Raw genomic sequence first — 25,701 nt, forward strand, 5'->3', positions numbered from 1 at the left:
TGTTTTGTGTATCAGGAGATGCATCTGCAATACCGCCAGGGTTGCCTCCTGCCAGCGCATCATCGTCGAGTAGAACAATCGCGTTCTCCACCACGACAGGCGTGTCATCATCCACTGCAACCAGCAGCTGACCTGCAGCACTGTCGCCATCGGCATCAGTGACCAAGTATGCGAAGCTAAAGCTCTGGTCATTCTCATCCAGACCTTCAACATGCATGATCGGTGCGTTCTGGGTAACCGTGTAGGCACCAGTCTCTGTATCCAGAGCCAGAGTCATCATAGTCACTGCACCTTGCTTGACCAAGAGGTCGTCGCCACTGACTTGGTAAGTAAAGCCTGCAGGTGCACCTGTGGTGAGCCAAGCAAACGATCCGGCACCATCCGCACCGAAGCTATAGCCCAGTGTGCCCGAGGTGTTGGCGGTGTCAGGATTGACATCACCGAAGCCACCAGGGTTGCCTCCTGCCAGTGCATCATCGTCGAGCTGGACAAGGGCATTCTCAGTCACCACAGGGGTGTCATCATCGACCGAGACCATCAGCTCACCAGTCGCACTGTCGCCATCAGCGTCAGTGACTAAGTAAGCGAAGCTAAAGTCCTGGTCATTCTCGTCCAGTCCTTCAGCATGCATGATCGGGGCGTTCTGTGTGACCGTATAGGCACCTGTCTCTGTGTTCAGCAAGAGTGTCATAACAGTGACCGCACCCTGCTTGACCAAGAGGTCGTCGCCACTGGCTTCGTAAGTAAAGCCAACTGGAGCACCTGTTGTAAGCCAATTAATGGATCCAAGTCCATCTGCGCCAACACTAAATACAAGAGTACCGGATGTATTAGCAGTGTCTGGTGATACATCACCGATGCCGCCAAGATTACCACCTGGCAATGCATCATCGTCTAATTGAGCAGTTACAAGACATGCCACAACAGGAGTATCGTCATCAACAACAACAAAAATAGACCCAGTAACTGAATCACCATCTGCATCAACTGCACGATAAGACAAGAGGAAATTTTGATCATTCTCGTTCAAACCGGGTGCGTGCATCACTGGAGCATTTTGAACAACTGAATAAGCACCAGTTTCAGAATCTAACAGCGCTGTAATAACGGTCGTTGAACCTTGCTTAATCGATAATGTGTCCCCTGAAACCTCATAAGTAAATCCGACAGGTGCTCCACTAGCAATCCAATCTAATGATCCCAAGCCATCTGCACCAAAACTCACAGTAATAACACCAGATGCGTTCGAAACATCAGGATCAGCATCACCAATTCCACCTGGATTTCCACCAGGCAATGCGTCATCATCTAAATGCACAACAGGACTACAGCTCACTACAGGTGTATCGTCATCAATACAAATCAACATTGAACCAATAACACAATCTTGATCGGCATCCGTGACTGAATAACTCACATGCAGCGCCAAATCATTTTCATTCATTCCTGGCGGATGCATGACTGGAGCGTTTTGTACCACCGTATAAGAACCTGAAATAGGATCCATGGATACGGTAATAACAGTGACAACGCCTTGTTTAATCAACAAGCTATCACCCGATACTTGATAAGTGAAACCTGCTGGTGCCCCAGAAGAAATCCATTCTATGGAACCAGGACCATCCGCACCAAAACTACTCACCAACATACCTGTGGCGTTTACAACATCAGGACTGTCATCGCCAATACCACCAGGATTGCCAACTGGCAAAGCATCATCATCTAGCTTAACAATAGGCAAACACTCCACAACTGGCGTGTCATCATCCACTCGAATAGACAAAGTGCCGCGAACCGTGTCGTCATCTGCATCTGTAACGGCAAAACTAATTTGAAAATTTTGATCATTTTCATCCAGACCAGAAGCATGCATCACTGGAGCATTCTGTGTCACTGAATATGAACTGGTTTCTAAATCAAAAGAAACAGTCATGACAGTGACGCCATCCTGCTTAACCAATAAATCATCATCTGATAACTCATAGGTAAAGCCGGCAGGGGCGCCCGTCGTAAACCAAGAAACAGATCCCGGACCATCTGCACCGAAACTAATACCTAGAGAACCTGTTGCATTTAGTACATCCGGATTGGCATCCCCCACACCACCTGGATTTCCATTTTCCAACGCATCATCATCAAGATGAACAATGGTATTTTGAATCACAACAGGAGTATCATCATCGACCATCAACAATAAATTGCCCTCGGCTTCGTCCCCATCACCGTCTGAGACGCGATAGCCCACGACAAAAACCTGATCATTTTCATTCATGCCTGGATCATGATCAACAGCTGCATTTTGAGTGACAACATATGCGCCTGTAGAAGTATTAAGAGTCAACGTCAAAACAGTAGTAGCACCCTGTTTAATCAACAAACTGTTACCATCTGACACATAGTCAAATCCTGATGGCGAGCCTGACGTTAACCATGCAATCGATCCAGAACCATCAGTGCCAAACAGATGTGCAAGCACGCCTGAAGTATTTTGTTGATTTGGTGAGGCATCACTAATGCCTCCTGCATTGCCACCCGACAATGCATCATCATCTAAATAAGCAACTGGATTGAAACCCGTCGAAGGTCCGGAATCTTCAAAAACAATGAATTCACCAACACTAATAATTTCAGTGCATGGCTGCTCGTAGCTAAAGCTACCGATATCAAATGCAGAATTGAAATTTTTATCTGAAGAGCCTGGGTTCTCTATCAGCACTCGATTGTGAGTTCCAGAGGTTTCATACTCAATCTGATAATCTGCTTTTACACCTTTAACGATTGCAGAACCATCATTAAAGCTAATTTGAATCAGTGGGTTAACAACCGAACCATCTGAATTAGCAAGCACGACACCAAGACTATTCAATACTTTTACACCAATAACGTCCACTGAAACATCATCATCTAGCAAACCATCAATATAATCAGCACCTGTCTCAACACTTGTTGTGTAGGCAGAAATTTTTACAGTAGCGGCTTTAACTGGCTGAGTCTGACTGACTGTAAATGTTGCCGTTTCAACATTACTCAATCCACCAAAGCGTATATTCGCCTCAACATCAGCCTCTGTCTGACTCAGGTTTTCACCAGTAAAAGAGGCATTAGGATTTGTCACAAAAGTAAAAACAACTCCCTCTCCAGAGTTATTTTGACTACTCCCTGACTTTGCTGGTGGATCAATCATCTGGTTATTTACACCAATTGATCCACTACCTCCTCCATTACTCACATTGACACGATCGCCTTTATTTGGATTGATGCCTTCAGACTGATTGGCGGGATCCCGTCCTGTTACGACATATCCCGCATCAGCATCTCCGACCATAAAAAACAGGTGCTGACCAGGTGTAGCTGTATCAAGAAGTTCAGATCCTAAAGAATCTAATTTCACAAAAACGAGACCATCTAAACTTAACTGGTCATCGTGATTTGTCGAGTCGTTGTGGAACAGAGGTTCATATAAAACAGTCCATAAGGCGCCGCCCTGAACAGGCAAGGAGGTTTGCTCCAAATACACCGCAAAAACAATTTCGCCAGACTCCGTTTTGCCAAGAACGATGTCTGTATTTATTTCATCATTAGATAGATAAATTGCTTCACCAGACAGAGTTTTTAATCCACTATCCTCACCTACTAACAGAGCACCAGATGCGTTCGTTAACGACATGCCAGCAACAAGACCCCCAGAGGGTAAATTGAAAACATTTTTACCCGCGGCACCATCGTAGCCACTCAACGCTGACTCGAGTGGTGAGCCAACATTTAGCGCAGTTAAGCGTGATGCAAACGCAGCGGGTAATTTACTCACGCTGATATCATTATCATCACTATCACCAACAACAATTGAAGTTGCTGCATTTTGTAGAGCGGATGACTCATCAAGACTGACTGAAACTCCCGTTAACACAGCGAGTGAACAGGATTCATCTGGATTGTCCTCACAAACGGGCTGCTCAACACAGATTTCTGGTTCTTCGGTTTCACAACCGTCATTGGTCTCATTGTGATTTGAATCGTCATGATTTGAATCGTCATGACTAGATCCACTGTTATTTGATCCATTGCTGTTGGAACCATTGCTGTTGGAACCATTGCTGTTCGAACCATTGTGAGTTGAGTCATTATGGGACGACTCATGAGGTGGAGATTCATTACTTGTTGAATCCGCATTTCCAGACGATCCAGATTGATTACCGTTCTTTGCCACAACAGAACTCATAGCGATGGGTTCGGATTGAGTAGAAATAATTTTGGGTAAATCAGGTGTAAAGATATCGTTGGTTAAATCATCTTTAATTTCATCAGAATTAGAAATTACCTGATCTTCCACACTAACAGATTTTGATTTCTCAGCATTTTTAGTACGCGCGCTACCAGACGACTGCAACTTCTCTGCAAACGGGTTTTCTGAAATGACGCTGCTCTCGTCTTGGATCAGTTTATTTGCAGACTTCAGGCGCGAAGAGTTTGATTTTTTTGACATGTCATGCTCCTTGAGAACAGCAGCTTTTAAATATGGCTACTGACAATGATGAATTCGCTAGGATGAGCTCAAAACTTATATGACTCACTAGCCTTCATCATGCTCAAGGACTCTATTTGAGACTATCCAACCTATGAAGAGTTGTAAATATCTGAGGGATATCTTGAATAGATATATTATTTTTAATATTTATGTATATAAAATCAAGATCATGCACTGATCGTGACGACATATCTAATGGTAAATATACGTATAGATCAGCTGATTAACTAGTAGCAGCAATAAATAAAATGTTCATGGAAACAAATTACCTAAAGGTTAATGAATCTCCACAATTTTTACCGAAAAATCAGGTTCAATCTATTGCCCCCCATAAATATATAGAAGGGGGGCCTTAATCATTAAACAGCTTCTAACGCCTGCTCTAAATCAGCAATCAAATCATCGATGTGCTCAATCCCGATCGACAACCGCACGGTTTCCTCTTTGACACCAGCGCGTGCAAGCTCTTCTGGATTGAGCTGACGATGCGTCGTAGAAGCAGGATGTGTTGCAAGTGACTTTGAATCACCAATATTGACCAACCGAGTAAAGAGTTGGAGAGCATCTTGAAAGCGTGCACCCGCCTCTCGTCCACCCTTGACCCCAAACGTAAACAAGCCGGGGGCTTTTCCTGAAAGATATTTTTTTACCAAAGCGTGATCAGGATGCTCAGGTAAACCTGCAAAACTCACCCAGTCCACTTTTTTGTGGGTCTTCAGATATTGAGCAATCTTCATCGCATTTTCTGTAATACGATCCACTCGCAAGGCTAAGGTCTCAATCCCTTGCAAAATCAGAAAGGCATTGAAGGGCGAAATCGCAGCGCCAGTATTGCGAAGGGGCACCACCCGTGCACGGCCAATATAGGCGGCAGGTCCAAACGCCTCTGTATACACAACGCCGTGATAACTCACATCAGGCTCGTTTAAACGCTTGAACCGCACTTTGTGCTCCGCCCAAGGAAATTTACCTGAGTCAATAATGGCTCCGCCCAAACTTGTGCCATGACCTCCTAGATATTTGGTCAGTGACTGCACCACAATATCCGCACCGTGTTCAATCGGACGCAACAAATATGGCGACGGTACAGTGTTGTCAATAATGAGTGGGATGCCGTGACGATGCGCGATTTCAGCAAGGGCCGCAATATCCGTCACATTACCAAGGGGATTACCCACTGACTCAGCAAAGATTGCTTTTGTTTTCTCATCGATGAGTGGCTCAAAAGATGCGAGGTCACGCGGATCTGCAAAACGCGTTGTGATGCCAGAAAGTGGCAAGGTATGTGCAAAAAGGTTGTAAGTCCCGCCATACAACGTGCTAGAGGAAACGATGTTATCTCCTGCCTCAGCAATGGTCTGGATGGCATACGTCACCGCCGCTTGTCCAGAAGCCAGAGCCAGAGCCGCAATACCACCCTCCAGGGCTGCCACGCGCTGTTCCAACACATCTTGCGTGGGATTCATAATGCGCGTGTAAATATTGCCTGGCACTTTCAAATCAAACAGGTCAGCACCGTGCTGGGTATTGTCAAAAGCAAAGGCAACGGTTTGATAAATGGGTACCGCGACAGCACGTGTCGTGGGATCTGGGCTGTATCCGCCGTGTACAGCGACTGTTTCAAGCTTCCAGTTTTTTTTATGATCCGTCATATTTCACTCCTTAAGTTAACTTAACTTCCAAAATATCATCATTTAGACGCATATTTACGTGTTCTAAAGATATTTTTCAATTGAGCTTATGCCAATCCTAACGTGTATATCAATAGAATCGTTTAAAGTCTCAAAGGTAAGATTTTTAAGCTATTTTTGGTAAGCAGTCAGGAATCAACAGATCATGTCACTCGTGCAATATGCCGCATTTATCTCCATCGCTCTCCTTGCCGCCTTTTGTCAAAACCTCACTGGTTTTGCCTTTGGCTTAATTTTGGTTGGACTCACTGGTGCACTGCAAATTATCTCTATTGCAGATGCTGCCAATATTGCATGCATCCTGTCGATCGCAAACAACCTTGTTTACTTGAGCAAATCGCCACGTATCTCGATCGGCCCGCTTCTAAAACCAATGCTCATCTCAAGCATGATCGGTTTAGTCGTTGGCTTTATTTCTTTATCCTGGTTTACAGACAATGGCATCACAACACTGAGACTGATTCTTGGCATCTGTATTTTTGCCTCGGCCATCGCGCTATTTATGATCAATACAAATGCGCGTAAAAATTCAAGTAAATCCTCGACGCTGACTGCAGGCTTTTTAACCGGTATTCTTGGCGGTATGTTTGCAACCCCAGGACCGCCCTTGGTGTACCACCTCTATAGTCAGCCACTCGACAAAGATCTGGTTCGACATTATCTTTTTATTATTTTCGGTGTGACGTCTGCAGCCCGTCTCGTCATCGCACTCCTGACGGGTGAGTTGACAATGAATGCAATCATTCTCTCTGCCATTGCCTTCCCCGCCATCACCATCGCCACCATCTTGCAACTCAAATACCCTGTGAACTTGAGTCGCAGAGTCGCACAACTATTAGTGACAGCCTTGCTCCTCGCCACCGGACTAGGCCTCATGTATTCCTCTCTTAAGGTTATTCTGAACTGATATGAAAATCCTTGTCGCTAGGCTTAATCACGAAACCAATACTTTCTCACCGATCGCCACGCCCTTGGCATCGTTTGAACCTCTTTATAGTGCCGAGGCATACAGCGCATTAAAAAATACGCGAACAGGGATCGCGGCCTATATTGATGTCTTAGAGCAAGCGGGACATGAAGTGGTTGTCGCCTGTAGTGCGATGGCAAACCCAAGTGGTACCGTGAGTGCTGCTGCCTATACGCACCTATGCGACACGATCGTCTCTGCTGCACAGGGTTGCGATGCGGTCGCCCTAGACCTGCACGGCGCCATGGTTGCCGAAAACTCTGATGATGGAGAAGGCGACCTACTTGAGCGTGTGCGCACTGCCTTGCCTCACGCACCCATCGCTGTCGCCTTTGACCTGCATGGCAAGATGACCGACAAGATCATCAACAATAGCGACATCGTGATTAGTTTTAAAACCTATCCGCATGTCGATATGTATGAAACCGGCGCGCATGCCGGACGCCTGCTGATTGAGATGCTTAATCAGAAAATCAAACCTACACTCGCCTGGCGCCGCTTACCTTTGATGCTCAACACGCTTTGTAGCCGAACGGACATCGGCCCAATGCACGAGGCCGTCAAGCTCGCTAAAGAAGCTGAAGCAAAAGGGATGCTCGGCGTCTCTGTGCTGGCCGGCTTTTCTCTCGCCGATATTGCAGCCCCCTGCATTAGCGTGGTGGTCGTGAGTGACAATGACCCTCAAGCAGCCGATGCCGTTGCACAGAACATTGCAGACTTTATCTGGTCAGCTCGCAGCGATTTCATCTATAAAAACGAACCTCTTGCGACATCGATTGCACGTGCTAAAAATCTCGCCGCACAACCGGGCTCTGGCCCCGTCTTATTGCTGGATCATGGTGACAATTGCATGTCAGGCGGAACTTGCGACGACATGAATGTTTTGCATGAAGCCCTCAAACAAGGGTTAGAAGACATTGTCGTCGGTCCGATATGTGATCCTGAAGCCGTTGATTTACTCATCAAGGCTGGACTCAAGGCAACCGTAACGCTGCAGATTGGTGACAAGGTTCCGTTGACACAACTTGGTATCACTCACCCACATCGACCCTTGACGGGTGTCGTGTCAGCGATCTCTGATGGACAATACATTGTATCGGGCCCGACCTATACGGGACAGCGTATCCATATGGGTCGCACCGTTTGCTTGGATCTTCCTCAAGCAAAAATTATGATTACAGAGACGCCTCAAGAGCATTGGGACTTAGGGATTTTTTCTCATATCGGCATTGATGCGCCGAGCCATCGCTTTGTTTTGCTTAAATCACGGATGTACTGTCGTCCCGTTTTTGCTCCACTCGCCAAAGCACTCGTGGAGTGCGATGGCGGTGGTGTCACGGGCGCGGATCACACCCGTTTTCCCTATACAAAACTCACGCGCCCTGTCTATCCCTTTGAGATGGATACCGCATGGTCTTGAAGCTTTGGCTTTACTTGTTATGCTCAGCCGCGATATAGCGCGTCTCGCCACTTTCCGTGAGCGTACGTGTCGCCATTGGTGACGCGTACGTCCACAGAATCTTCATGCCCTGTGTGTTGGATTTGTTGCGGAATCGGTGAGACACATTGGGTGGAATCCATGTTGTGTCGTGCGCCTTGACTTCGTGCACCTCACCCGCGATATCAAGGAACGCTTCTCCTTCAAGAAGGATGACACTTTCTTCACAGTTATGGCTATGAAATGGAATCTCTGCACCGGGTCCAAACTCCGTGATGCCATTGATGAACGCTTTCGCGCCCGTAGCCGCTGTCACGAGAGGGATGGTCTTCGCGCCACCCCCACGATCATGACTCTTGATTTGATCTGGACGCAAGACTGCGTGTTTTAAAGTTTCAGTCATTTTAATCACCCTTATTCAGTATTCAAATTACTCAGCTTTGATATTGTTGTCTTTGATCACTTTGCCATACAGTTCAAACTGCTTTTTTAAAGCCGCCTCGAACTCAGCAGGTGTCGTGCCGCGAATAGTGATGCCCAGTTTGGTGAAACGCTCGCGAATATCAGCGTTATCCATTGCCTTGCGCGCTTCGGCTGAAAGCTTTTCAACAATGGCTTTAGGTGTTTTTGCTGGAGCGACCATTGCAGCCCATGAATTAAAGAAAAATCCGGGCAAAGCGGATTGATCAATCGTGGGGACACCCGCGAACTGTGGCAACGGTGCTGGTGTGGACAACGCCAATAAACGCAGCTTGCCGCCATTGATCAGCGCTGCTGCTGTCCCTAAACCTTGAAACGATACATCCACCTCGCCTGCTGCCGCACCGACTGCTGCTTGTGTTGCACCCTTGTAAGGCACATGCACGAGCTTCATACCTGCACGCTGCATCAACAACGCCATCGCAATATGCTGGGGACTACCCACGCCACCTGAGCCAAAGGTCAGCTTGTCAGGGTTGGCTTTAGCAAATTTGATCAGATCCTCAATCGTTTTAAAGGGTGAGTCTGTTTTGACGACAACGCCCCACTCAATCGTCCCGAGCAACGAAATTGGTGCAAAATCCTTGAGTGTATTGAATGTTGTATTAGGATTAATGTGTGGCACCATCGTGAGGATGCTGTCATTCACACCGCCGATGGTGTAACCATCTGCAGGCATTTTCAACATACGATCCGCACCGATCAAACCAGACGATCCAGGCACGTTTTCAATGACAATCGGCTGACCCATGCTGGCAGCCATGTTTTGAGCAACTAAGCGTAAGGCATTGTCCACAGCACTCCCCGTCGCTAAAGGAATAATCATGCGAATCGGTTTGTCAGGGTAATTGGCCTGAGCGCTGACGCCCCAAGAGGCAACGGTCAGTGCGACAGCTTGTACAAGCAATGCAACGGATTTAAATACTTTCATTGTCTTCTCCAGTTAATTTTTAAACTGACAAAGCAGGAATGCCTAAGTCACTTGAAAGCGAAGCCAGTTCTTTGACGACACCTGCTGCAATCGGGATACCGTGCTCCGCATAGTCCATGCGTCGCGCATGACTTTGCTCACCCGGCAACCAAATACGTTCCACATTTGGTAGGCGTTGTGATCCTTTGATGTCACGGATCAAAGTGTCTATCGCACCCTTAAACAGCTCAGAACCACCAAACGCGGCTAAATTCAACACCAAAATCGCTTGACCAGTATTAGTCGGCGTCACATGGTCTTTGTTGAAATCAATGACATCCTTGCCCATCGCTGCGCCTTGCAAGGTCCCCGCTAAAATGCCAACAATGAGCGCAAGGCCATAGCCCTTGTACCCGCCAATTGGCAACAAAAATCCCTCTTCTGAACGTTTGGGATCGAGCAGCGGCTGCCCCTGGCGATCAATCATCCAGCCCTCAGGCATCATTTGACCGGCTTTTGCTTTTGCTTTGACCTTGCCATAAGCCGCGACAGTGGTGGCCATGTCAAGCACAATTGGATTTTCCTTTCCTGCAGGAATGCCGGCAGAAATCGGATTGGTGGACAACAGCATATCCATCCCACCCCATGGCGGTAAATGATTGGCATTTCCCACCGCAAAGTACAAACCGATCATGTCGTGCTTGACAGGCATCGTTGCATAGAGAGAAGCAGGACCCGCATGATTGCTATTGCGTGTGCCAACCCATGCGACACCTTGAGTACGGGCCTTTTCAATCGCCAGGTCAACAGCCTTAGACACTACCAGATGACCCATGCCATTGTCACCATCGACAACCGCTACCGCCTGAGCCGTGGAGTGAGCCTCGATTTTCGGATGCTTGTTGATGCCGCCCGCCAAAATCCGCTTGACGTATTGGGGCAAGCGAATCACGCCGTGTCCGTCGGAGCCCTGAAGATCTGCGCTCGCCATTAAACGGGCGATTTTTTTTGAATCGTCATCAGAAATGCCAACTGCAACAAATGCACGAGCGATAAACGCGGAGAGCACGTCAAACGGAACGGATACTGAATTGTTATGTATTGTCATTTTTTTTGAGACTAAATTTTCGGTCTTTGCAACTAATTTACCTAAAAACCTGAACGATTTCATTTATTCTAGAAATATGTCGCCTAACAGTCCAATATCAAATTTTTCAACTGCCATATCATTTTGATATATTAAGCACATGAATAATTTAAAAGCCTTAAGATATTTTGTTGCTGTCGTTGATGCAGGGAGCTTTACGTCGGCCTCCACAGCAATTGCTATCGCGCAGCCCGCCTTAACGCGTCAAATTCGTGAACTCGAAGAGAGCTTTGGAACCCAATTGCTACAACGCCTCCCTAGGGGGGTTCGAATGACCGCCGCGGGTGTCACGCTATACGAGGCTGCCCAGCGCATCTTGAGTGAGGCAGACCGGGTTAGTCAAAACTTACGAAATGGGCTAAGTGAAACAGCAAGCGTCAGCCTGGGTGTGCCACCAACCCTTGGACGCGTGCTATTACCCGGTCTCTTTGAAAGCTGTCTGCAGCTCCCAGGCGCTCTGCCAATGCGCGCACGCGAAGCCTTTACTCCTGCATTGCTAGAGTGGCTTGAGCGTGGTGTCGTGGATATGGCCATCGTGACCAATCCTCCATCTGGTCGAAAATTTTCACTCAGACCATTGATCAACGAACCATTCGCCTTAATCTCAACCTATAAAAAGGGGCAGCCGCAGTTCCTAAGTGTTGAGCAACTGTCAGAACTCCCTGTTTTAATGACGAGCCTGCACTCCCGAATTGTTGATCAGCAGCTACGCGCACTCAATCTCAGCCTGAAAATCGAGGGGATCATCGACTCTGTCGATGCCATCAGGGAACTGGTCATCAAGCGAGGCCACTCCACTATCATGCCAGTCTCTGTATTTAAAGATGACCTGGATAGCCAAACCATCCACCTCACACAAATATCTGGCGTGCAGCTCAGCAGAACCCTTGTGCTCGCCCAGCGACGCGAACGTGACAAGGCTACAGATTTCAGCATGGTCGAACAACTGATCGAATCAGAATTTTCACGTCTTGCGCGCGTTGGGGCTTTTGGCTTGTCTAGCTACCGCCACTGACACAAGTCATCTCTGACTGAGTCCATCTTGTGCAACAAGAATGACCCAATATCAATCTCGCTTTTATTGCAAATGCGAATCAATCTCATTTGTGTTACATTTCTTGAATCATATTTCACAAGAAATTAACGAATCATGAATAGCAATAGCGCATCTTTGGCAGCCATCATGTTGGCAGGAAGTATTACCTATCACGCGGAATCAATCGGACAGACGACCTCTCGGCCACCACAAAACTCTGCCGAAGAAGCTGCCACTTCGAAACCTGACGCTCAAACACTTGCCCCCATCACAGTCAAAGGAAGTACTGAAGCGCCCGACTCACGTGATGACCTATATATCAATCGCTCCAAAATTGGAAAGGTCAACCAAGAGCTTAGAGATATTCCTCAATCCATCACGATCATTACTGAAAAGCTCATGGCTGATCGAGACCTATTCACCTTGAAAGATGTCTTAAAAAATACGGCAGGTGTCACCTTTCTTGCAGGTGAAGGCGGTGAGGAAGACATCCGACTGAGGGGATTTTCTCTCGCGGGATCGGGTGATATTTACGTCGATGCACTTCGCGACCCAGCGTTTTACAACAGAGATATTTTCAATTTTAGTAGCGTAGAGATTCTGCGCGGCTCCGCATCAATGTTGTTCGGTCGGGGGTCTACAGGTGGTGTCGTCAATCAAGTCAGCAAGGTTCCCCTTCTCGCTGACTTTAACCAAATTGATCTCACTGTCGGCTCTTATGGGTTTTTCCGAAGCACTGGCGATTTCAACAAACAGCTCAGCCAGACTACCGCAGCACGATTCAACATCATGTACAACGGCGCAGAAAACGATGGCGCCGGCAACAGCTTGAGCTCAAGAGGGCTGGCAGGAAGTATCCGTTGGGGTATAGACACAAAAGATCAAATTACTGCATCTATATTTGCCTTGGAAAGCAATAACGGCATCAATTACGGCATCCCCTGGGCGAGATCCGATACCTCTGCACCTATATCTGACACGCAACTATTGCCACTTGATCCTAAAAACTATTATGGAATGAGAAGCGACTATAACCAGAGTAGCGCAACTTATGGAACGCTAAATTGGCAACATACCTTTGAAAATGGTGGCACACTCAATTCAACAGTCCGCTACGGGACCTATGATCGAGACCAGCGCGCCAGTGCTATTAGATTTGGTAGTCCGACAACACTGAGCAACTTTAGCGATAGCACTGTCTTTCGTCGTGGGACTAACAACAAAATCCAGACGATTGATGTCGGCGCGATACAGATCGACTATCAAAATGACGTTCAGTTGCTTGGAATGCGCCACGAAATCCTTTCGGGCATTGATCTTGGACAAGAAGATTTTTTAAATAAGAATGCGACGACACCACCAGGTGTTTCGTTAGCCAAACCAAACACCTTGGCCGGAACACCGAATGACGGAGCATGGATCAACGAGTCTCTCAGAGACCTCACTAACGGACGAACATTCAAGGCTCAAACAATCGGTATATACGCGCAAGATATTATTCATCTCACAAGCACATTCAAGGTTTTGGGTGGTATACGTTACGACTACTTCAAAGGAAACTTTTGGCAGGCCGCAATAGGTAATGCCGCCGAGGCACGCAGAGACAGAGCAGACGGCGTCTGGAGTGGCAGGCTAGGTGCGATATATCAGCCGAATGAGCAATGGTCTTTTTACGGGTCCTGGGGAAATTCTTTTAATACCTCAGGAGATGCGTATCAATACGACGCACTGGGCACAAACACCCCACCAGAAAAAAGCCAAAACTTCGAAATCGGCACCCGTTGGGAACACCCAAGCAAACGTGTGAGCGCGCGTGTATCAGCATTTTATGCTACCAAATTTAACGAACGAAACCGCGACCCTGAAAGTGCGAATACCGCGTATCTACTCTCAGGAAAACGTCATGCCGCAGGCTTAGAAATGGAAGCCGCAGGAAGAATCACTGCGAAATGGGATGTTTTCGTATCCTACGCGTGGACTCCTATTGCGGTCATCGATGAAGGTGCGACGACATCCGCAGAATCCCTTGCCGGAGAGCTCCAAGGTCAGCGTCCATCTTTGACCCCGATCAGTCAGGGCAGCATCTGGACGACTTATCGAGTCTTACCAGAACTACGTCTCGGAGCCGGCTTGAACGCAATGAGTGGACAATCACCTAACCGTAATCCTGGCTGGGAAGCTCCTGGCTACGGCATAGTCGGCCTCATGGCCGAGTACAAACCAAACGACTTTATTGCATTTCAATTCAACGTCAACAACGTCGCCAACAAACTCTACGCACAAGCTCTCTATTCTGGCCACTACTCACCTGGCGCCGGACGAACCTATATGTTGACAACAAGGTTGAATTTCTAAAATATGAAAATCGTTCTTTCTAAAGTGCTGAGTTTGGATGACTTGAAAATAGTCAAAGATCTTCTCTGCCATGCCAAATGGGAGGATGGTCGACTCTCGGCAGGCGCGCAAGCGGTTCAGGTAAAAGCAAACCTGCAATTACCAAAAAACGTTTCCGAAGAAGCAGAGATTCAGTCACTTGTGCTTGCGGGGCTGAATCGTCATCCACTCTTTCTCTCCGCAGCACTACCTCGAAAAATATTACGTCCACGCATCAATCGTTACGATGCGCAAAACCAAAGCTACGGGTAATTTACCAACGCTAGATAGCATCGCCTCTGCAGTTGTCCTGAGATCACCGCGTTTGGCTACCCAGTCGATTTTGGTATCAAGCATAGAATTCCTTTCAGGAGAACTGCAATCATCAGCAAAGACTAATAGCGTCGGTACACTTGGTCTGTGCGTCATCGCACAGACTAATCGCAGTGATGAGTGGTTTAACACCCGACCTTTAAGCGCGTTTTTTATCACTCACATAACATTCACATGACCGGTCTTCAATGCCCGCCCGATCGAGTATCTCAATGCGACCTCTGGAGTAACGAATCAAACCTGATTTTTGTAATAACAAGGCTGCCTCCGTCACCCCCTCACGCCTGACGCCTAAAGTCCGCGCCAAGAGTTCCTGTGTCATCAATACATCATTCCCTTCCATTCGATCATTGATTAAAAGTAAGAGACGACAGAGCTGTTGATTGAGGGTGTGGTGACGATTGCAGGCGGCCGTTTGACACATTTGCGCAATAAGCGTTTGCATATAGCAGAGCAATACTTGCATCACGGCGTTCGATTGGTTGAACTCCTCACGCATCAAAGACGCTTTTAGCCGATAGCCTTGTCCAGCGCTCAAGACCACAGCCGAATGCGAAGTCAGTGAGTCACCCATAAAAATGCTCGCACCTATGACGCCTTCGTTGCCAATGACTGCAACTTCGGCAGAAGATCCATTTTCAAGATCAGACAATATCGACACAATGGCTGTGACAGGGAAATAGCCATAGTGCATTTTGCTTCCGGCCTGATACAGCACATCCCCGCGCTTTAAGCTGACTTCTTCGAGCTCATCATGCCAGCGGCTCAATACTGCAGCAGGCATCTCCTCGAGAATGTGATTCACCATCATCATTGTTGTTCTCCCATCTATTCGTTGTTCACCAAGACGGTATAGTCAGTGTGACGCGATGGGTACAAGCAGTATGTGCGATAGCGAACAAACAAGAGGCAAAACAGTCATTACTTCACTATAACTTTAGTTCCTAAAAAAGGGTTGCAAACGACGCGCTTCGTTTTTTACCAAGGCATAACATTCACAGCTCAAGTGTTCAAGCTCCGGGCGATTCATAATGGTGATGTGCCCTCTTGCGTATTTAATGACACCTCGCTTCTGCAACTTACCCGCCGCCGCCGTCACGCCTTCGCGTCGAACCCCCAGCATGCTGGCAATGATTTCTTGCGTCATCGTCAACGTGTTTTTATTCAAACGATCTAAGGAGAGCAACAGTAAACGGCAAAGTTGCTGATCAATGGAATGATATCGGTTACAAGCGGAGGTCTGCGCCATTTGTGTGATCAATGACTGTGTGTAATTTAAAAGCAGTGTCGTCAAGGGACCGTGATGATTAAACTCATTCTTTAATGCCGCTGCGCTTAATCGGTACGCAAAACCAGCACTTTGCACCACGACACGGCTTTGTGTCCTGCATCCTCCCATAAATACATCCACACCAACAATCCCCTCATTGCCCACCACGGAGACTTCTACAGAAGAACCATCTTTCATCATGTGAAGCAAGGAAATGATTGCGCTCGTTGGAAAGTACACAAACTCTTCTTCATCACCCGATTCGTAAAGAACCTCTCCTCGCGGCAGAAAAATAACTGAAAGCTTTTGAACAAATGGCAGACAGTGACTTTCTGGTAAACCCGCCAACAAATAATTTTCTTTCGGTGATGGTGGAGTGAGTCTCTCTGCGTAAGATTCAACCATGAGAACTCCTTTGCAAACCCATTCGACACAGTTAACGTACTTTTGAAAACGTTAATACTTTCTGTCAATTTGCAATATTGATCGAAAGTCATAAAAGCTATCAATGCTTAAAAATTGAAAGCATGATGTTTCATGACGACCCGCGAGCAAACTCAGCCATCAATTTTTTATCTTGGCAAAAACAAAAACGCCAACTGATTAAAGTTGGCGTAAGCATGCCTGCTATTTGATGAATACTGCTCATCCCCCGTTAATGGAGTAGAGCCGAATACTGCTCATCCCCCGTTAATGGAGTAGAGCCATGGAGTAGAGCCAAGCATTTGGATTTCAATAGAATTTTGTGGATTTTACTGGTGGCGCATCCCTGATTCGAACAGGGGACCTGCGGATTATGATTTCTTTTTAGCCCCCTTTCCCATCCTCGTTATCCACCCCACCCTGCCCCGAAAGCTAGATAATCCCTATATCTTGGTATAAATTAATTACTAGGATATAATTTAATTGTCAGTTATTAAGGGGGCACACGGGGGGATCGATGGAAAACGGCAAAATCAACTTTACTCAGACGCTTATCGCCAAGCTGCCACATCCGGCCAGCGGTAAGAAAATCTACTGGGATAGCGTGCGCCCGAATCTCGCCCTGCGCGTCACCAAGTCAACGAAAACATTCTTTGTCCGATTCAAGCACCTAGGGCGCTCGTATGAACGCGCTATCGAGGATCGCATCAAGGCCGAGAATATGGATGGTGACAAGGGGTTCATCCTCGCGCATGCCTCTATCGCCCAGATACGCGATGAAGCCGAGACACTCATATCCTTGCTCAAAAGCAACGCAGATCCCAGAGAGGCACACAAAAAGGAGCTTGAGCGTCAAGCTCAGGCGAAGGCTGCCAGCATCACGCTAGAGGACGCGCTCACGGCATACCTCGCTGAGGTCCCCCTCAAAGAGCGCACCCAGATGGATTACCGGGCTCTCCTGACTCGTGAGCTGCTTCCCTATTGCAGCCTGCAGCTTAAGGATATCGACCGCCAGAAAGCTGAGGCAATGATCCATGAAATAAAGGATCGCCTGATCGAGACGGGCCGGGGCAAGAACGGCTCACGGGCGAATCATGCCGTTCGCCTGGTTCGTGCTCTCTGCCTCTTCCATGCCCAGGGCTGTCAGGACTGGCGCGCACATCGCAGGCGCAAGTTCCCCTGGATAAAAACCGCACCGCGCACAACCGATCTTGATCCAAGCATGGGCCACGGCCAAGAGCTCTGGCAGCTGCTTGGGCAATCTAGATCAGACACCTCAAGGGATTACGTCAAGGCGCTTATGCTTTCCGGCGCGAGGCGTGGCGAGCTGGCCGAGGCCCTGGTCTCTGATGTGAATCTGAAAACAAAAACCATCAATTTTCGCGACACCAAAAACGGCACCGATCACAAGATTCTGATGAGCGATCAGCTCACTGCGATTGTGACTGAGGCCATCAAAGACAAGACTTCAGATCAGCCTATATTTAGCCATTGCGGCGAGCCAAAGAAATTAATGGCGAACCTGTCAAAAAAAATAGGCATTCACATCACGGCGCATGGTTTAAGAAAATTCTTTGCGCTTTCATGCATGCATCTTAATGTTCCCTATCCAGCGCTGAAGGGTTGTTTGAATCACGCACCAGGCAGCGCAGATGTGACGCACGCGCATTACGCGCGCCCCAGCCCCGCCATGCTGCGAGATGCATGGCAACGGGTAGCCGATCTCTATGCGCCGCCCGGCGCTAAAGTTATCCACTTAGATCACCACAGGAAATCGGCATGAGTAATAAATTCAATCTCAAACGCGGCATTGCTCAGCTGGAGCGAAGGCTCACTGAAGCCCAGTCTGTCGCGCGTATTGAGCCCAGCAATGTCCCAAACGTCATTCGCCCAATGTTCGAGGCCGCTTCAGTCAAAATTGCGCGCCTGCAAAAATTTGCATCCCAAGACTTTAAATTTGGGACTAAGCAAGAGGTAATAGACGCCCTGTATCGCATCGGTCGATTCATTGAACAGAATCCGACACCCGACGGCGTCTCAGGGTTGTGGTTCCTGCGCGTATTGAACGATTGGGACGGTGCTGATCCCCAAGACTTGCTCAAGGCGCTACAACTCAATGAGATGGGGCGCGGGCGTGTGGTGGATCGGTTTGAGCTAGTGCGAAAGATGATCGCGCTAGTCGATTCAGGATTAAGTCAGGCCGCGGCATCGCGTGAGTGCGCAGTGCAATTCGATTGCAGCGCAGAGACCGCCCTGCATTGGTTCAGACGCAGAAAGGAATTATTTCCGAAGTAGCAGCAAGCAGTACATGCGGCAGCTGCATCGCCGCATTTTTTTGATTCAAAATATTTAATTTCTTGCTTACTTTTTAATGAGGAAGTTTCTATGAAGAAAACTGAAGTCAAGGCATCCCCGCGCATCAGCGCAAAAGAGCCGCTGCTTTCAACCATCGAGGCTGCGCAAATATTGCATCTGCATCCACAGTCTCTGCACAACGATCGCTCCAAGCAGCGCCGTATTCCCTTTCTAAAGATCGGGCGCAAGGTCTTTTATCGCCAATCAGATATCGAGGCCTATCTGGCATCAGGTTTCGTAGGTGCACCCCTGGTTCCTCTCACATAAGGAGATTTCATGAACAATTTGCAGCAACCGATCACGCGCGCGTGTAAGGCATTTAATCAGATGCGCATCGCAAGACTTTTGATTGCCGAGGATACTCCATCTCCTTGCGTGTGCGTTGGGGGCAGCAGATAATCAGCAAGAGATAAAGTTGCTGAAAGAGTTTTTCCCAGGGGGTGACATAACAGGTTCAGACAGGGCAATATTAGACCTGTTAATCCTGATAAAAAAACCCTGTTATTTATGGAAATCCTTTAGAAGATGCGTGATTCGACGACGAAACGGTTTGTGCCGGGGTTTAGTGGAAACCCAAAAGGACGGCCTGTCGGATGCCTAGGCAAAGGCGCGAGCGCGCGCCGCAGGATTCTAGCCGCCAGCGCGGGCATCGTTGATCAGCTGATCAAGAAAGCAAAAGCAGGCGACACAGCCGCGCTGCAGATGGCCATGAGCATTATTACTCCGACATTAAAGAGTCAGTTCGAGGCGGTCGAGATTCCAAGCGCCGCAGAGTGTATCGAACGCGGCGACATCGATGGAGCATGCCAGCAGATCAACATCGCGATCGCGCGAGGCGAGGTTGCACCTGATGTAGCCAAGGCAATGGTTGAGGCATTGCGGGATCAGCACGAGAGCCAAAGACTCTCGGCTGCGACCTCCCTCTTACACGATCTCAGGGCACAGCTTGCGCTTCCGGTAGGGACAACAATAGAAGCCGGCAATGAGCTGGTACCCCAGCGATATGGTTCCTGTATCAGCGACTGATGTAGGGCGAGTGTGTGAGAAGTCTGAAGATAAATTTGTTCTGCAAAGTCGTTACCAGTGCTGCTCACAAAATTTCTGGTTTCCCTTGCATAACGAACTTGTTGCGATGGGGATTACTTTAAAAGTTATGGGTCAGCGCGCCGCCGAGGGATTAACTGCTCCGATCACCTCTGGATCAATAATTAACGATGGCATTGAATGCCTTTTGCCCTTAGAGAATTGGACCAGCGATCAGGTAATGATCTATCTGAAAAGCATAAATATTGATCTCCCTAGGTGGTACTCCTACGGGCTCCCTTCTCCTGACTGCATGCAATGCACGGCATACCTCACAGAGAATAAGGGAAGACTGGGCTATTTGCGCAAATTTTATCCAGAGGCAGCAATCGAGCACGAAAGGCGATTGCGATTAATTCAGAAAGCGCAAAGACGAGACGAAAAATTATTAAAAATTGCTCTTGGTGATATTGAATCAGATGCCGGTGAGGGGATTCACAGAGATTACATAACAAGAACCCAGGAGATAGCTTGAGCTTCGAATCTGCATTTTAAGCATTAGCCCGCCCTGCCCTCTAAGCGTTGTTTTTTAATCGTGGCTGAGGGGGGCACAAAGGGGTCACGGACTCTTATAAAGAAGAAGCCTCTTGGAGAAATCTCTCAAGAAGCCTTTAAATACTGGTGGCGCATCCCTGATTCGAACAGGGGACCTGCGGATTATGATTCCGTCGCTCTAACCGGCTGAGCTAATGCGCCTCCTATGACTAAAAGCAACTATTTGAAACACTGACTTTTAACCAAGAGGCGAAAGTCTAGCATTTTTTTAAAGTCTCTGCAGACAAGTTGACCCGAGTCATACGCCAATGCCAACATATCAACATGTCAAAATACGCTTAAGTAGCGAAAGACATCATACAAAACCATGACAGAGACGACCAAGATGCCCGAAATCATCCAAACTTTTATGCCTGAACCCAGTCCAGCGACCTTTAAGCTTCCCCGAGGTGCGACCGACTCCCATGTCCATGTCTTTGGCCCAAGCGACAAGTTTCCCTATGCCGCAACCCGCGGGTTTACTCCCGCAGATGCTCCCAAGGAAACCCTGTTTGCCCTACACAAAAAACTCGGTATCGACCGCTGTGTCATTGTAAATACACTCCTGCACGGCTTTGACAATAGCGTGGTGGAGGATGCGATGCGTGCGGCTGAAGGTCGGTATTTAGGCGTGGCACTCACCCCCGTGGATCTGAGTGACGCAGAGCTCAAGCGCCTGGCCTCTGTGGGCTTTCGTGGACTGAGGTTTCACTTTATGCCGGGCTACAAAATCGACTACACGCCCGAACAAGTGATCGCCCTGACCCGCCGACTTGAGCCCTTGGGCATGCACCTCCAGCTTCAGTTGCACGCGATGCATGCCAAAGAAATGATGCCATTACTCAAGCAATCCGCAGTGCCTGTTGTCATGGATCATATGGGCCGCGTTGATGCCACGCTTGGATTGGGGCACGAGCACTTTCAAGCCTTTTGCCGCCTCTTGGAGCTACCAGGTTTCATGGTCAAAGTCAGCGGCATCGACCGTATCGACGCACAACCACCCTACAAGCAAGGGATTCCCTTTGCCCGACACCTTGTCACGACCTACCCAGATCGCTGTGTGTGGGGCTCGGACTGGCCTCACCCCAACCATACACATATTCCAGACGACGGCGTGTTGATCAATTCGCTGGCTCAGATCGCGCCTGAACCAGCGTTACTGCAACAACTGATGGTGGATAACCCGCAAAAGCTGTATCGCTTTTCAGCCTAAATAGTCATCATATCGAGGCAGGTTCGGGCGATGACTTTGGTCGCCCGGCGCAAATCTTCGAGCTCCAGACGCTCATCGGGCTGTTTTGCGCAACTTTCCTCGACGGTGCGTGGACCTGCACCATACAACACGACCGGTATACCTGCCTCGCAATACAAGCGCGCATCGGCGTAAAGCGGTGTACCGCAAGCAGGCACTTTTTCTCCAAACTGTTTTTCTGCATGGGTTTGCAGTGCCTCGACCAGTTCGGTACTGCCTGGCAGAGGCTTGAGTGCACGCGCCAGCAAAATACGCTTGGTTTCAGCAGTGATGCCTGGGATTTGCTTCCAGACCGCGTCGATCGTCGCGCGAATACTCTCCTCGACCTGAGCAGGATCCTCTTCGGGAATCATCCGACGATCAAGCTTGAGGACGACTTTTCCTGGGATGACATTGGTATTGGTACCGCCTTGAATCAATCCGATGTTCAGATAGGGATGATTGATGCCTGGCACCTGACTCTTGACGGACTTGTAGGTTTCGTTCAAGCCATACAACGCATTCATGATCTTAACCGCGGCTTGCAGCGCATCGACACCTGAAGTGGGAACCGCTGCGTGACCCATTTTCCCGTTGACCGTGACCTCAAACTGCAAACATCCATTATGGGCAGTGATGATTTGATAACTAAAGCCCGCAGCAATTGCCAGATCAGGCTTGGTGAGCTTGTTTTTTAGCAACCAGCCTGGGCCAAGCTCTCCGCCGAATTCCTCGTCGTAGGTGAACTGCAGTTCAATACGGCCGTTGAGAGGCACTCCAAGTGACTCTAGCGCACGAACAGCAAAAATGTACGTCGAAAAATCACACTTACTCACGGCTGCGGCACGGCCATAAATCCGCCCCTCATGAATCTCGCCGGCATAGGGTGGATGTGTCCAGCCATCGCCTGGCGGCACGACATCGCCGTGCGCATTGAGCGCCAAGACTTTGCCACCCTCTGCATACTGCCTTTTGACGATCAGGTTCGTAATCGACTCTAAGCCAGCCTCGCGAACCACAGCCTCTGGCACAGCATGCTGTTCAGCCTGCATACCGAAGGATTCAATCAGCTTAGCAACATGCAGCGCGTGCGGAGTGTTATTGCCTGGCGGTGTATCGGTCGGGACTTGAATCACCGACTGCAAAAACTTTACCTGTTCGTCAAAGTGCGCATCGATCCATTGGTCGAGCTTTGCATAGAGTTCGGCGTGATTGTTGTTCTTCATGATGTCGGAGTGTGATTAGTTGATTTGATCTAAAAGGGCTTCAAAAGCCTGAGTCGCGAGCGTTGCGTCTTGGGCCGTGATGATCTCAAGAGGATTGTGGCTGATGCCACGATTGCCACCGCGAACAAACAACATCGCCTGAGGCATGATGGTATGCATTTTCATGGCATCGTGACCAGCACCACTGTTCAGTTTAAACACGGGTTGACCGATTTTGGTGACCGCCCTCTCCCAGCGAGCCTGCCAGGCTGGGTCAGAAGGCGCGGCACTCGCACGCATCACCTCGGTGTATTCGAACTGGACTTGTCTGCGGGCAGCAATCGCATGCGCTTCTTTGACGATATCAGTCACCAACGCATCACGCTGCGGGTCTGTGGGCGCGCGCATATCCAAAGTAAAGACACACTCGCCCGGGATCACATTAATTGAACCGCCAGGCACCTGAATCTGGCCGACCGTCGCCACCGACCCCTCGTCAGCGCGTGCGCGCTGCTCAGCCATCAGACTGATTTCAGCGGCAGCCAACATCGCATCTTGGCGCATCGACATCGGCGTTGTACCTGCATGCCCAGCCAGACCAATTGTTTTGCAGGTTGCACGCACCCCTGCATTAATCGAGGTCACCACACCGAGTGGCAGCGCTTTTTCGCAGAGAACCGGGCCTTGCTCGATATGCACCTCGACAAAGCCGAGATATTTTTTAGGATCACGTTTAATTGCCTGAATGGAAGCAAGCGTTCCGGGCAAACCCGCGGTTTGCATCGCTTGCGCCATCGTGATGCCATCCGCATCCTGCTGAGTCAGCCAGGCGGGGTCAAAACTACCCGTTAAAGCCCCCGCAGCTAAAAAGGTGGCACGAAAACGCTGACCTTCCTCTTCGGAAAAGCCTACCACCTCGATACCGTAAGGCAAACGACGCTTTTGACTGGATAAAGACTTCACCACCGCAATCGGTATCAAAATACCGAGTCGGCCGTCATATTTACCGCCATTACGAACAGTGTCGTAATGAGAACCTGTCAAAAGCAATGGCGAATGAGCTGCAGCACCATGGTAGACACCCACCACATTACCAACCGCATCGACCGAAATCTGATCAAAACCAGCGTCTTGCATCAATGTTTTAAGCGTGTCCGCCACTGCTAAGTGCGCAGGGGTCAAGTATGTCACTGTCAGCTGGCCTTTTTCGGCCCAGCCAGGCTCACTATGCAGGGCCAGACGCTCCGACCACTGCATAATTTCTTGACCGACTTCTTGTAAAACCGCCATGTCGATTTCCTGTGAGAAACGTCGCACCTGTCCCTAACAGGTGTCTCTCACAGTTTAATCTGGACTTGAGGGGTTTTTGGAGGACTAGTAAGACTTATAAGGTAAAAATTTGCCCGACAAAACCACATTGACACGGTCACCTTTCGGGTCTGGTTCACGCTTGATATCCATCGAAAAGTCGATCGCGCTCATGATGCCGTCGCCAAACTCCTCATGGATCAACTCCTTGATCGTGGTGCCATACACGCTCACGATTTCATACCAACGATAAATTAAAGGATCTGTTGGAACGGAGCTGCGCAAAGAACCCTTATAAGGCACGACTTGCAGCAAGGCGATCGCTTCAGCGGGCAAGTCAAACGTTTTACCAATCACCAAGGCTTGCGCTTTGGTCAACGTCATTTGCCCCATACATGCGGCAGTTGTCCACTCTTTGGAAAGTTTCAATTTTTTCGCGACATCTGCCCATTTCAAGCCCTTTTGAACTTTGGCCGAATAAATCAAATCAGTCACGTCTTCTCGGGTCATTGGTTTTGCAATTGCTTTAGAAGTTGCCATGTCCTACTCCGTGTGAATAAATACAATCAAAAAAATTAAGCAGCCGCATAGGTCTTGGACCGATGCACAAGAAAATCAATCAGATGATTACGCAGCTCATAAAACTTTGGGTCGTGATGCATCGTGGCGCGCGTGCGATCTTTAGGCAAAGGATTTGTGACAATCTCGGCGAGTACGGCCCGCGGACCATTACTCATTAAAAATATTTTGTCTGATAACAAAATTGCTTCATCCACGTCGTGCGTAATCATGAACACGGTTTGTTGGGTCCCGCGCACAATTGTGACAAGCTCGTCTTGGATATTGCCGCGGGTCAACGCATCCAACGCACCAAAAGGCTCGTCCAGCAGCAGCATCTTGGGTTGAATCGCAAACGCACGTGCAATACCCACCCGCTGTTTCATGCCACCCGAAAGCTGAGAAGGTTTTTTATCCTCAGAGCCAGTCAAATGCACCATGTCGATAAATTGCTGAACATGCGCATCCACTTTGCTGCGTGACCAGTCCGGCCATTTCGACCGCACAGCAAAAGCAATGTTGCCGCTCACAGTCATCCAGGGCATCAACGCGTGGGACTGGAACACAACACCGCGATCCAGGCTTGGTCCGTTGATTTCACGGCCATCAATAAAGGAATGACCGCCTGTCGGGGCCTCTAATCCTGCCAGCACATTCAAAATCGTCGTTTTGCCACATCCCGAATGACCGATGATGCAGACAAATTCACCCCGATCAATCGTAAAATTCACATCATCAAAAACGACGAGCTCATTTGCACCACCCACGCCCGGAAAGGCCTTGCGCAGTCCTTGTACTTGAAGAAAATTTTGCATTGCGCGCACTCCTTTCACA

21 protein-coding genes, 1 tRNA gene and 1 pseudogene are annotated in these 25,701 nt (G+C 48.7%); 11 read left to right on the forward strand and 12 right to left on the reverse strand.

Annotated elements, in window-relative coordinates; genetic code table 11:
* On the reverse strand, positions 1–4,483 hold a 4,483-nt coding region (locus tag WBJ47_RS02820), incomplete at its 3' end, for a DUF5801 repeats-in-toxin domain-containing protein (protein ID WP_424585275.1).
* A 401-nt stretch (positions 4,484–4,884) separates the two neighbouring features.
* A complete protein-coding gene (locus WBJ47_RS02825) occupies positions 4,885–6,177 on the reverse strand; it encodes an O-acetylhomoserine aminocarboxypropyltransferase/cysteine synthase family protein (protein WP_422245743.1) in 1,293 nt (430 codons plus the stop codon).
* Between the two features lie 184 nt (positions 6,178–6,361).
* On the opposite strand from WBJ47_RS02825, the gene WBJ47_RS02830 reads away from it, so the two are divergent.
* Together WBJ47_RS02830 and WBJ47_RS02835 are read left to right on the forward strand one after the other, a co-directional pair.
* Positions 6,362–7,123 (forward strand): TSUP family transporter, encoded by a 762-nt coding sequence (locus WBJ47_RS02830; RefSeq protein ID WP_422245741.1) that lies wholly within the window; start codon positions 6,362–6,364, stop codon positions 7,121–7,123.
* A 1-nt stretch (position 7,124) separates the two neighbouring features.
* Complete coding sequence (locus tag WBJ47_RS02835; RefSeq protein WP_422245739.1) at positions 7,125–8,603, forward strand: M81 family metallopeptidase; 1,479 nt, start codon at positions 7,125–7,127, stop codon at positions 8,601–8,603.
* A 10-nt stretch (positions 8,604–8,613) separates the two neighbouring features.
* Here the strand turns inward: WBJ47_RS02835 and WBJ47_RS02840 are convergent, their stop codons facing one another.
* From WBJ47_RS02840 to WBJ47_RS02850, 3 genes are read right to left on the reverse strand one after another with little or no spacing between them, the layout of a single operon-like run.
* Complete coding sequence (locus WBJ47_RS02840) at positions 8,614–9,024, reverse strand: cupin domain-containing protein (protein WP_422245737.1); 411 nt, start codon at positions 9,022–9,024, stop codon at positions 8,614–8,616.
* A 27-nt stretch (positions 9,025–9,051) separates the two neighbouring features.
* Positions 9,052–10,032 carry a Bug family tripartite tricarboxylate transporter substrate binding protein gene (locus WBJ47_RS02845; RefSeq protein ID WP_422245735.1) on the reverse strand — a complete coding sequence of 327 codons (981 nt, stop codon included), beginning with the start codon at positions 10,030–10,032 and terminating at the stop codon, positions 9,052–9,054.
* A gap of 19 nt (positions 10,033–10,051) precedes the next feature.
* Positions 10,052–11,119 carry an Ldh family oxidoreductase gene (locus tag WBJ47_RS02850; RefSeq protein WP_422245734.1) on the reverse strand — a complete coding sequence of 356 codons (1,068 nt, stop codon included), beginning with the start codon at positions 11,117–11,119 and terminating at the stop codon, positions 10,052–10,054.
* Positions 11,120–11,258: 139 nt separating this feature from the next.
* On the opposite strand from WBJ47_RS02850, the gene WBJ47_RS02855 reads away from it, so the two are divergent.
* The 3 genes from WBJ47_RS02855 (at position 11,259) to WBJ47_RS02865 (ending at position 14,840) form a co-directional block, all read left to right on the forward strand.
* Positions 11,259–12,173: a LysR family transcriptional regulator gene (locus WBJ47_RS02855; RefSeq protein ID WP_424585276.1), complete on the forward strand. Its 915-nt coding sequence runs from the start codon at positions 11,259–11,261 to the stop codon at positions 12,171–12,173.
* Positions 12,174–12,308: 135 nt separating this feature from the next.
* Positions 12,309–14,549: a TonB-dependent receptor gene (locus tag WBJ47_RS02860; RefSeq protein ID WP_424585277.1), complete on the forward strand. Its 2,241-nt coding sequence runs from the start codon at positions 12,309–12,311 to the stop codon at positions 14,547–14,549.
* Positions 14,550–14,552: 3 nt separating this feature from the next.
* Entirely contained in the window at positions 14,553–14,840 is a 288-nt protein-coding gene (locus WBJ47_RS02865) for a hypothetical protein (protein WP_422243256.1), read from the forward strand.
* Positions 14,841–15,039: 199 nt separating this feature from the next.
* Here the strand turns inward: WBJ47_RS02865 and WBJ47_RS02870 are convergent, their stop codons facing one another.
* The gene (locus WBJ47_RS02870; RefSeq protein WP_422243257.1) at positions 15,040–15,714 is read right to left on the reverse strand and encodes a Crp/Fnr family transcriptional regulator; all 675 of its coding nucleotides are present in this window, start codon (positions 15,712–15,714) and stop codon (positions 15,040–15,042) included.
* A 123-nt stretch (positions 15,715–15,837) separates the two neighbouring features.
* Complete coding sequence (locus tag WBJ47_RS02875) at positions 15,838–16,575, reverse strand: Crp/Fnr family transcriptional regulator (protein ID WP_422243258.1); 738 nt, start codon at positions 16,573–16,575, stop codon at positions 15,838–15,840.
* A gap of 535 nt (positions 16,576–17,110) precedes the next feature.
* Between WBJ47_RS02875 and WBJ47_RS02880 the strand changes: the two genes are divergently transcribed.
* The 5 genes from WBJ47_RS02880 to WBJ47_RS02900 all read left to right on the forward strand — a co-directional run bounded on the left by WBJ47_RS02880 (position 17,111) and on the right by WBJ47_RS02900 (position 20,506).
* A complete protein-coding gene (locus WBJ47_RS02880) occupies positions 17,111–18,376 on the forward strand; it encodes a tyrosine-type recombinase/integrase (RefSeq protein ID WP_422243259.1) in 1,266 nt (421 codons plus the stop codon).
* Positions 18,373–18,888 (forward strand): hypothetical protein, encoded by a 516-nt coding sequence (locus tag WBJ47_RS02885; RefSeq protein WP_422243260.1) that lies wholly within the window; start codon positions 18,373–18,375, stop codon positions 18,886–18,888. The genes WBJ47_RS02880 and WBJ47_RS02885 overlap by 4 nt, the downstream gene beginning before the upstream one ends.
* A gap of 90 nt (positions 18,889–18,978) precedes the next feature.
* Positions 18,979–19,215, forward strand: a complete 237-nt coding sequence (locus tag WBJ47_RS02890) for a helix-turn-helix domain-containing protein (RefSeq protein ID WP_422243261.1) — start codon at positions 18,979–18,981, stop codon at positions 19,213–19,215.
* Between the two features lie 258 nt (positions 19,216–19,473).
* A complete protein-coding gene (locus tag WBJ47_RS02895) occupies positions 19,474–19,974 on the forward strand; it encodes a hypothetical protein (RefSeq protein WP_422243262.1) in 501 nt (166 codons plus the stop codon).
* On the forward strand, positions 19,931–20,506 hold the full coding sequence (locus tag WBJ47_RS02900) for a hypothetical protein (RefSeq protein ID WP_422243263.1): 576 nt from the start codon (positions 19,931–19,933) through the stop codon (positions 20,504–20,506). The genes WBJ47_RS02895 and WBJ47_RS02900 overlap by 44 nt, the downstream gene beginning before the upstream one ends.
* A gap of 144 nt (positions 20,507–20,650) precedes the next feature.
* Here WBJ47_RS02900 and WBJ47_RS02905 read toward each other — a convergent pair.
* Positions 20,651–20,727, reverse strand: a tRNA-Met gene (locus tag WBJ47_RS02905).
* A gap of 184 nt (positions 20,728–20,911) precedes the next feature.
* On the opposite strand from WBJ47_RS02905, the gene WBJ47_RS02910 reads away from it, so the two are divergent.
* A complete protein-coding gene (locus tag WBJ47_RS02910) occupies positions 20,912–21,778 on the forward strand; it encodes an amidohydrolase family protein (RefSeq protein ID WP_422243264.1) in 867 nt (288 codons plus the stop codon).
* Here WBJ47_RS02910 and WBJ47_RS02915 read toward each other — a convergent pair.
* The 4 genes and pseudogenes from WBJ47_RS02915 to WBJ47_RS02930 form a co-directional block, all read right to left on the reverse strand.
* A complete protein-coding gene (locus tag WBJ47_RS02915) occupies positions 21,775–23,022 on the reverse strand; it encodes an ArgE/DapE family deacylase (RefSeq protein WP_422243265.1) in 1,248 nt (415 codons plus the stop codon). The genes WBJ47_RS02910 and WBJ47_RS02915 overlap by 4 nt on opposite strands.
* A gap of 15 nt (positions 23,023–23,037) precedes the next feature.
* Positions 23,038–24,273 (reverse strand): annotated as a pseudogene (locus tag WBJ47_RS02920) (hydantoinase/carbamoylase family amidase); the annotation flags it as partial.
* Positions 24,274–24,375: 102 nt separating this feature from the next.
* The gene (gene cynS, locus WBJ47_RS02925; protein ID WP_422243280.1) at positions 24,376–24,819 is read right to left on the reverse strand and encodes a cyanase; all 444 of its coding nucleotides are present in this window, start codon (positions 24,817–24,819) and stop codon (positions 24,376–24,378) included.
* Between the two features lie 65 nt (positions 24,820–24,884).
* On the reverse strand, positions 24,885–25,682 hold the full coding sequence (locus WBJ47_RS02930) for an ABC transporter ATP-binding protein (RefSeq protein WP_422243266.1): 798 nt from the start codon (positions 25,680–25,682) through the stop codon (positions 24,885–24,887).
* Positions 25,683–25,701: the final 19 nt, after the last annotated feature.

The organism is Zwartia sp. (assembly GCF_049655405.1).
Taxonomy (GTDB): domain Bacteria; phylum Pseudomonadota; class Gammaproteobacteria; order Burkholderiales; family Burkholderiaceae_B; genus Zwartia.